The organism is Microbacterium resistens NBRC 103078 (assembly GCF_001552355.1).
Lineage (GTDB): Bacteria > Actinomycetota > Actinomycetes > Actinomycetales > Microbacteriaceae > Microbacterium > Microbacterium resistens.
Genome location: NZ_BCRA01000152.1, coordinates 1 through 8,206, shown reverse-complemented (window position 1 = coordinate 8,206; position 8,206 = coordinate 1). Strand labels below are relative to the sequence as shown.

The 8,206-nt window shown below is 73.1% G+C and carries 8 protein-coding genes; 1 reads left to right on the top strand and 7 read right to left on the bottom strand.

What is annotated here, in order from left to right; translation table 11 throughout:
* Positions 1-69 precede the first annotated feature (69 nt).
* From MR1_RS17775 to MR1_RS17745, 7 genes are all read right to left on the bottom strand, one after another.
* Complete coding sequence (locus tag MR1_RS17775; RefSeq protein WP_067250170.1) at positions 70-1,461, bottom strand: extracellular solute-binding protein; 1,392 nt, start codon at positions 1,459-1,461, stop codon at positions 70-72.
* Between the two features lie 160 nt (positions 1,462-1,621).
* Entirely contained in the window at positions 1,622-2,926 is a 1,305-nt protein-coding gene (locus MR1_RS17770) for a threonine/serine exporter family protein (RefSeq protein WP_067250167.1), read from the bottom strand.
* A 150-nt stretch (positions 2,927-3,076) separates the two neighbouring features.
* The gene (locus MR1_RS17765; RefSeq protein ID WP_067250164.1) at positions 3,077-4,000 is read right to left on the bottom strand and encodes an AEC family transporter; all 924 of its coding nucleotides are present in this window, start codon (positions 3,998-4,000) and stop codon (positions 3,077-3,079) included.
* 127 nt (positions 4,001-4,127) lie between these two features.
* Positions 4,128-5,081 carry a sensor histidine kinase gene (locus MR1_RS17760; RefSeq protein WP_084344884.1) on the bottom strand — a complete coding sequence of 318 codons (954 nt, stop codon included), beginning with the start codon at positions 5,079-5,081 and terminating at the stop codon, positions 4,128-4,130.
* Positions 5,078-5,794 (bottom strand): response regulator transcription factor, encoded by a 717-nt coding sequence (locus tag MR1_RS17755; RefSeq protein WP_067250162.1) that lies wholly within the window; start codon positions 5,792-5,794, stop codon positions 5,078-5,080. Before MR1_RS17755 ends, MR1_RS17760 begins: the two co-directional genes overlap by 4 nt.
* A 1-nt stretch (position 5,795) precedes the next feature.
* Positions 5,796-6,341 carry a DUF3060 domain-containing protein gene (locus tag MR1_RS19905; protein WP_067250159.1) on the bottom strand — a complete coding sequence of 182 codons (546 nt, stop codon included), beginning with the start codon at positions 6,339-6,341 and terminating at the stop codon, positions 5,796-5,798.
* A gap of 26 nt (positions 6,342-6,367) precedes the next feature.
* On the bottom strand, positions 6,368-7,603 hold the full coding sequence (locus tag MR1_RS17745) for an OmpA family protein (protein ID WP_255218191.1): 1,236 nt from the start codon (positions 7,601-7,603) through the stop codon (positions 6,368-6,370).
* 182 nt (positions 7,604-7,785) lie between these two features.
* Here MR1_RS17745 and MR1_RS17740 point away from each other — a divergent pair, with 182 nt between their 5' ends.
* The gene (locus MR1_RS17740) at positions 7,786-8,151 is read left to right on the top strand and encodes a DUF488 domain-containing protein (protein WP_067250152.1); all 366 of its coding nucleotides are present in this window, start codon (positions 7,786-7,788) and stop codon (positions 8,149-8,151) included.
* Positions 8,152-8,206 lie beyond the last annotated feature (55 nt).

Below are 8,206 nucleotides of genomic sequence, written 5' to 3'. Positions count from 1 at the left end.
GGCGCCGGCGCGGCGCTTCGTGCCGGCCACGGGCGCCGGGGCGAGCGGCCCGGGGCGGGCTGACCGCGGTCATCCGTTCTTCTCGAGCTTCGCCCAGGCGTCGTCGAGGGCCTTCTGCGCGTTCTGCTGCGCCTCGGCGAGCGCGTCCTCCGGGCTCTGCTGCCCGTTCAGCACGGCGTTCACCGCGTCCTGGAGCGCATCGGTGAACTCGGCGTCGGCGGGGTTCGCGGGCAGCGAGAACGTGTGGTCGTTCGCCTCGTACACCTTCTCGACGGCGGTGTCCCAGGGCTCGCCGCCCTCCGTCAGCAGCTTCTGGATCGCGGCATCGGCCTTCGCGTTCCCGGTGAGGACCCCGGTGAACGGCTTGCCGTCGGCCTCGCGGAGCGTCACCCGCGCCTCAGCCGCGGCGGTCCAGGCCTCCTCCGAGGTCATCACCCGCGCCCATCGGCAGGCGGCCTCGGGATTGTCGCTGCCTGCCGGGATCGCCCAGGCCGATCCGGAGGCGTAGGCGAGCGTCTCACCGTGGCGGTCCCGCACCGTGTCGAAGGCGAGCGGCGCATCCGGGGAGACGTCGTTGAGGACGTTCACGTACCACTGCTCCATCGGCATCGCCCCGAGGACGTCGGTGGCGAACTGGTTGCCCGCGCCGAAGAAGTCCGCCGAGTCGCGGTAGGCCTTGACCTTGTCGAACCCGCCCTGATCCGCGTAGATCGACGCCGCCCAGGTGAGGGCCTCCACGACCCGCGGGTCATCGAGCTGCGCGGTCCTGCCGTCCGCCGAGAGCAGATCCGCGCCGTTGGCCTTGGCCCACAGCGGCAGGAACTCGGGGAGCTTGCTGTCCACGCCGATGACCTGGAGCTTTCCCCCGTCGCTCTTGGTGAGCGCGGTGTTCGCGGCGCTCATGGCCTTCCAGTCGGAGCCGTTCACGTCGTCGAGCGCGACGCCGGCCGCATCCAGCAGCGTGGCGTTCGCCATCACGATCTGCACGCTGTTGAACTCGGGGATCCCGTACACCTTGTCGTCGAGCGTGACCTGGTCCAGCGCCGGGCGGAGGAAGTCGTCGGTCGGTATCTGCTCGCCGTCGATGCAGTCCTGCAGCGGCAGGATGGCGCCGCGCGCTGCGAGGGAGCCGATCTGCGTCCGATCGGCGTAGATCAGATCCGGCGGGTCTCCCGCGGCGATCGACGACAGCAGCTGCTGGAGGTCGAGCTCGCCTTCGACGAGCGTGACCGTCGTGTCGCCGAGCGCCTTCTTCGCCAGATCCGCGCGCGTGGTCGCGATCTCGTCCACTCCGGAGAAGCCCATCACGGTGAGCGTGCCGTCGAGCGTCGCGGAACGGTCGTAGTCCGCGTCGGCGTCGCCGCCGGCGCCGCCGGTGCCGACCGCGCACCCGGTGAGCGCCACGGCGACGAGGGAGAGGGCGGCGATCCCGCCGCGGGGGTGTCGAGTGAAATGTGTCATGGCCGGCTTCCTGCGATCGCGTGGGGGCGGGCCCGGTCCGGCCGGGCCTTCGAGCCCGACCGTAGGACGCTCCGCTCGCCCGGGCAGGGGGCTTGACGAGAAGCGTTTCGACGCGGACGGTTCTCCTGCGCACGGCGGTCGGCCGTCGACGAGCCGATTCCTACTGGAGCAGACCGGTGCCGGGGCGTCCCGCACGACGGGCGCGGAACGCCGTGGCCGTGACGTGCGACAGGTCCGCGATGAGCGCGCCGACCTTCGTTCCGATGCAGAGGCTCAGGAAGATCGCCGGGGCCGCCGCCAGCGCGTCCGCGTCGAAGCTCGCAAGCGCGACGAGGCCGACGGTGCCGGGGACAAGCAGGAGGAACGCCGGCTGGAACGACACCGTGGCCGGGATCGCCACCGTGAGCCGCTCGATGACCCTCGCGGCGACGAACAGGACCGCGGCGGAGACGCCCGTGGCGACCGCACTGCCGAGGAGGGGGCTGAGCACGCTCAGCAGGGCGTAGGTGCCGCTCATGACCACGACGCAGACGAGGGTCAGGCGCGGCCCGGACCCGAACGCCAGCCCGATCCCGACGGCGAGGACCACCACCCCGATCCAGGCGAGGGGGACCGGCGGGACGGCCTCCCATCCGCCGCGGTCCGCCGTGACGAGAGCGGCCTGCCCGACCAGGGCGGCCGAGTCGGAGTCGATCCGCAGCCCCGTCAGCAGCGCTCCCGCGGAGACGCCCGTCGCCATGAACGCGAGCATGATGAGGCCGTACATGAGCCGTGACGCCCCCGTCACGATGTCGGCCGCGGTCAGCTCCAGCAGCGCGTTCGTGATGAGCGCGCCCGGCACCAGGATCGCGATCGGCGCGCACACCGCGAACAGCGGCACGGGCCCCAGATCGAGCGCCGTCGCCGTGGTGCCGACGATCAGGGTGGAGACGAACGCGGAGACGAAGGGCACGATCGCCGCGGCCGGGCGGATCCGGGACATGTACTCCGTGACCACGCCGACGACCGCGCCGACCAGCAGGGCCAGGACGACGGCCCACCACGGACAGCGGAACACGACGGCGAGCCCGGCCGAGATGAGGGCCGCGCCGACGACGCCCTGCGTCGCGCGTCCGGGCCACGGGAGGGCGCGGATCTCGGCCATGCGCGCCCGGGCGTCGTCGAGCGGCACGCGACCGGACTGGAGCTCCTGCGCGAGCCGACTCGCGTGCGCGGCCTGGCGCGAGGTCAGTCCCACCCCGCCGGTGCTCACCGTGGTGGTCGCGAACGGGATCCCGGGGCGGCTTACGAGCACGTGCTCGGGGAGCACCGCGAAGGCGAGCTCGTCATCGGGGGCGGCGCGGCGCCGGATCTCCTCCAGCGAGCCGCGCACATCGGTGACGGACAGCCCGCCGTCCAGCAGCAGCGCGCCGAGCTCGCCGAAGGTCACGTCGAGTTCGGGACGCGGGGACGTCGTCGTGCTCACGCCGCATCTCCTCGGGATCGGGACCGGCCGCGTCACGGCCGGGACGCGGATCGAACGGTTCCCTCCTGCCCGCGTCGACGGTGCGATTCTAAGCGCCTCGACGGCCCGGTCACGACCCGAGGAGAGCCGGTCCCGGTCCGCGCCGAGACGTCACGGGCCGAGCAGGAGCATGACCGCGAACAGCACGGGGAGGCAGCCGATCGTGGTGAGCAGGACCGTGTCGCGGGCGATGGGCTCGCCGACGTCGTAGCGCTGGGCGTAGTTGAACACGTTCTGGGCGGTGGGGAGGGCGGCGAGGACGACGACGATGAGCACCTCGTGCGCGGAGAGGCCGAAGACCACGGCGGCCACGAACCAGGCGATCAGCGGCATCGCCACGAGCTTCAGCCCGGTGGCGAGCAGCACGTCGCGACGCCGTCCGGGCGTGCCGAGGACTCTCCTTCCGTGGAGGGAGAGGCCGTAGCTGATGAGCAGCAGCGGGACCGCGGCGTCGGCGATGAGCTGGATCGGGTCGCCGACGAGCGGGGGGATCTCGATCCCGGTCACCGAGACGAGCGTGCCGAGCGCGGACGCCAGCAGGATCGGGTTGGTCACGGTGCGCCGGAGGGTCCCCGCGAAGGAGGGCCGATCGCTCGTGGCCGCCTCCAGGAGGAACAGCGAGACCGGCGTCATGACCAGCAGCTGGAGGAGGATCACCGGGGCGGGGTAGGCGGCGCTGCCGAGCAGGTACAGCGAGAGCGGGATGCCGATGTTGTTGGAGTTGACCTGTCCGGCCGACAGCGCGCCGATCACCGCCTCCCCGGTCGGGCGTCGCCAGACGAGCACGCCGATGAGCGCCGAGACGAGGATGACGGCGGCCGCGGCGATCGCGGAGACCGGCAGGAGGGAGGAGAAGAGCATCGCCGCGTCCGCCTTCGACAGCACGGCGAAGAGGAGGAACGGGGAGAGGACGAAGAAGATCAGCCGGCTCAGGACGTCCCGGGCGTGCGGACCCAGCAGCCCGATCCGCCCGAGGACCCAGCCCAGCAGGATCGCGACGCCCACCACAGCGAAGCCGGTGAGCGTGTCGAGCATGCTCCGAGCGTAGCGGCGCGTCCGGCATGCGCCGGTGCTCGCGGCTCGAGTGGTCAGTTTCTGCGGGTTCCGGGCGCGCGAACCCGCAGAAACTGACCACTCGGCCCGGTGGACGCGGCGTGGGGGGTCAGCGCAGCGGCAGACGCAGGGTGACGACGGTGCCCGCCCCCTCCGCGGAGCGCAGCGCGACGTCGCCGCCGTGACGGCGCAGCACGGTCGCGACGAGGGTGAGGCCGATGCCGGAGCCGGCGACGTCCCGGGCGTTCGCCGCGCGGGCCAGTTCGTCGAACACGTGCGGGAGGTCCGCCGCGGGGATGCCGCGCCCGGTGTCGGCGACCTCGATCACCGCCCAGCCCGCCTCCTCGCGAAGACGGACCTCGAGGGGACCGTCGGCGGCGTACTTGGCCGCGTTGCCGAGGACGTTGTCGAGCGCGAGCGACAGCAGGTCGGGATCGGCGCGCACCGTGGGCACGGGCCAGGGGACGCGGGTGACCGCCACGGACATCCGCGCGGCCACCGAGGGATCCTGCGCGCCGAGCGCGGCGACGGCCTCCGTGACGAGCAGTTCGAGGTCCACGGCCTCCGTCTCCAGCTCGCGGGTCTCCAGCTCCGCGAGCTTGCGGAGGTCGCGGACGAGCCCGCTGAGCTTGGCGGCCTGGGCGTCGACGGTCGGCCAGGCGTCGGCGGGCGCGGCGCCGTTCTGCGCGGCGACGGCGGTCGCGCGGATCGCGGTGATCGGGTTCTTCAGCTCGTGGTCCAGCCGGGCGAGGAAGCGGCGATGGCCCTCGCGCTCCTTCCGCGCCGCGTCCTCGGCCGCCCGACGGGTGGCGCGGGCGCTCCGCCGCGACCGGAGGACGATGCCGCCGAGAGCGAGCAGGGCGAGCGCCGTGAGCAGGACGCCGGCGCCGATGACGAGGGCGGGGACGGCGACACCGATCTCGAGGCGGCGGGCGTCGCCGGAGAGCAGCAGGACGAGGCCCACGACCGTGCCCAGCACGGCGGGGACCAGCGCGGGCGCCCAGGCCCAGGGCGCCCGGGACCGGCGCGGCGCCGGTCCGGACGGGTCCTCAGGGCCGCTCATGCGGCGCTCACCGGCGCGACGAAGCGATAGCCGAGGCTCTGCACGGTCTCGATGAACCGGGGTGCTGCGGCGTCGTCCCCGAGCACGCGCCTGAGCTCCGCGATCCGGTGATCGACCGCGCGGCTGGACGACGCGAAGTCGAAGCCCCACAGGGCGGACAGCAGCCGCTCGCGCGTGTGGACCTCGTCGGCGTGCCGCATCAGGTGCTCCAGGAGGGTCATCGCCTTGGGGGTCAGCACCAGCTCCGTCTCGTCGCGCCAGACGCGTCGGGCGCTGCGGTCCAGGACGAGATCGTGGGCGCGGAGACGGGACGCGGCCGACAGGGGGACCTCACCGGGGGCGGACCGGCGCAGCACCGCGCGGATCCGGGACACGAGCTCGCGCGGGTCGAACGGTTTGTTGAGGTAGTCGTCTGCCCCCTCGTCGAGGGCGGCGCTGCGTTCGGAGGCCTCGCCGATCTGGGTGAGGAGGATGATCGGCAGCCAGAGGCTCCGGCCCCGCACGCGACGGACGAACTCGCGGCCGTCCACGCGCGGCATGAGCACGTCGCACACCACGAGGTCCGGCGCTCGCCGCTCGACGGCCGCCAGCCCCTCGGCCCCGTCGGCGGCGACCTCGACCTCGAACCCGCTGCGCGCGAGGAACGGGCCGAGCGCGCCGGTGATGGCCGCGTCGTCGTCGACGAGGAGGATGCGGGGCCGGTCGGCGGTCACGTCACTGCGCCTTCAGCACGTTGGACGAGCCGACGTCGCTGATCTCGGGGGTCTCGCCCGTCCAGCGCACGATGTTCCCCTCGCCGTTGACGAGCAGCTTGTCGAGCGCGCCGGAGAGCACGACGTTGCCGTCGCCGATCACCTCCAGGAAGGCGACGTCGTCCGTCACGACCTGGGAGCCCCGCGTGTTCAGGATGAGCCGGTCGCACGGTCCCTCCACGCGCGTGGCCATCGCGTCGTCGAGCAGGGTCAGCTCTCCGTCGCAGCGCAGCGTGCGGGTGGAGGAGGCGATGAGCGCTTCGCGGGTGAGGTCGGTCCCGGTCGCGGCGTCGTCGGTCGCAGGCAGGGAGCCCTCGGCGCCGGTGCTCGCCGCGGGGGAGGCGTCGTCCTCGGCGGACTCGGTCCCCGCCTCCGCGCCAGGGTCGGGGGAGGAGGACGGGGAAGGCTTCCCGGCCTCCCCGTCGACCACGGCGACCGTGCAGCCGGAGAGGACGACGAGGAGGGCGGCGGCGGCGAGGCCGCCGGACAACGGACGGAGGATGCGCATGAGGTGGTCTCCTTCGGGGGACACGGTCACAGGGCCGCGGGGATGAAGATCTCGACGCGGCGGTTGAGCTGCCGCCCCGCGGGGTTGTCGGCGCCGTCCACCTCGTTCGCCGCCACGGGGCGGCTCTCGCCGTAGCCGACGGCCTCCAGCGGGGCGCTCACGCCGCGCTGCTGGAGCGCCTCGACCACGGAGCGGGCCCGGCGCTCGCTGAGCTCCTGGTTGTCCTCGTCGGATCCGATGGCGTCCGTGTGCCCGGACACGATCGCCTTCGCGACGCCCAGCTTCGCGAACACCGCGGCCACCGACTCGATCGTCGGCACCGCGTCGGGGCGGATGTCGCTGCGGGCGAAGTCGAACAGCACGCCGTCCTGGAAGGTGATGGTCGTGCCGCACGACGTGATCGGGTTCAGCGCGGCCAGCGGGGGGAAGACGCCGAGCCGGGGGACCGGCGCGATCTTCTCGACGGTCACCGGCGTGCCGTTGACCGTGCCGGTGCCGTCGCCGAAGTTCTGGATGGTGACGGTGCCGTCGGTGTAGTTCCCGGCGCCGTCGCCGAAGTTCTGGATGGTGACGGTGCCGTCGGTGTAGTTCCCGGCGCCGTCGCCGAAGTTCTGAATGGAGACGTCGCCGTCGGTGTAGTTCCCCGAGCCGTCCCCGAAGACCTGGATGCTCTTGGTCGCATCGACGTAGTTCCCCGCCCCGTCGCCGAAGTTCTGGATGGAGATGGTGCCGTCGGTGTAGTTTCCGGCGCCGTCGCCGAAGTTCTGCACCGTGACGCCGTTGAGGGTGAAGCTTCCCGAGCCGTCGCCGAAGTTCTGGATCGATCCGTCGGGCCCCGTGAAGGTGCCCGAGCCGTCCCCGTACAGCAGGGCGGTGCCGGTCCCGGAGATCACCTGACCACCCGCGTCGCACTGCGCTGCGGAGACCGTCACCCCCGGGATGTCGCTGACGTCGCGCTGCAGATCGATCGCGAAGGAGGAGGCGGAGGCATCCAGCAGCGTCAGATCCGGCAGCAGGAAGAGCGGCACCGGCGGGAACTGGCCGACGTCGTACCCCGGGACCGTCGCCACGGACGGCGTCGGGGAGGGATCGGGCGTCGGCGAGGCCGCGGGGGATGGCGTGCCAGACGCGCCGGCCGAGGCGGACGGGGCGGCGTTCGGAGAGACGGCGACCGAGCAGCCCGCGAGGGCGAGAGCGACGATCCCGGCGCCGATCCCGCACAGAAGCGGGCGAGCGGCGGGGGCCAGAGAGGTGCGGTGCATGTGCATCAGGCTATCGGCGCGGTGTCGCGGGGATGTCGCTGCCGTGTCGCAACCCTGCGACACGGCCTCCGAGACGATCGCACGCCACGCACACGACGGACGGGGAGCGGGGTGGTTGTCGGGGAGACGCCCGCGCGAGAGCATGGACGGGTCGCCGCCTCCTGCGGCGGGAGGAGGTCGTCATGGGGTCGCCCGGACCGGTGCGCGTGCGGCGGATCTACGAGGAGCCCGCCTCGGACGACGGCCAGCGGATCCTCGTGGACCGGCTCTGGCCGCGCGGCGTCAGCAAGGAGCGCGCGGCGCTCGCCGAGTGGCTTCGCGACGTCGCTCCCTCCACCGCGCTGCGTCAGTGGTACCAGCACGATCCGGACAAGCTCACGGAGTTCGCCCGACGCTACGAGGAGGAGCTGAGAGACCCCGAGCGCGCGGCGGCGCTGGCGCACCTGCGGGACCTCGCCGCCGCCGGGCCCCTCACCCTGCTGACCGCCTCGCACGGCGGCGACATCAGCCACGCGGCGGTGCTGCAGCGGCTGCTCACCTCGTCCTGACCACGGCGCCGGTGCGCCGCCGCAGCTCGGTCGCGGCCGCGGTCACGGCGTCCAC

What these genes read in the sequence shown, in the direction of transcription:
- MR1_RS17775 (WP_067250170.1), bottom strand. Translation starts at nt 1,461, where the DNA reads ATGACACATTTCACTCGACACCCCCGCGGCGGGATCGCCGCCCTCTCC.
- MR1_RS17765 (WP_067250164.1), bottom strand. Translation starts at nt 4,000, where the DNA reads ATGCTCGACACGCTCACCGGCTTCGCTGTGGTGGGCGTCGCGATCCTG.
- MR1_RS17760 (WP_084344884.1), bottom strand. Translation starts at nt 5,081, where the DNA reads ATGAGCGGCCCTGAGGACCCGTCCGGACCGGCGCCGCGCCGGTCCCGG.
- MR1_RS19905 (WP_067250159.1), bottom strand. Translation starts at nt 6,341, where the DNA reads ATGCGCATCCTCCGTCCGTTGTCCGGCGGCCTCGCCGCCGCCGCCCTC.
- MR1_RS17745 (WP_255218191.1), bottom strand. Translation starts at nt 7,603, where the DNA reads ATGCACCGCACCTCTCTGGCCCCCGCCGCTCGCCCGCTTCTGTGCGGG.
- MR1_RS17740 (WP_067250152.1), top strand. Translation starts at nt 7,786, where the DNA reads ATGGGGTCGCCCGGACCGGTGCGCGTGCGGCGGATCTACGAGGAGCCC.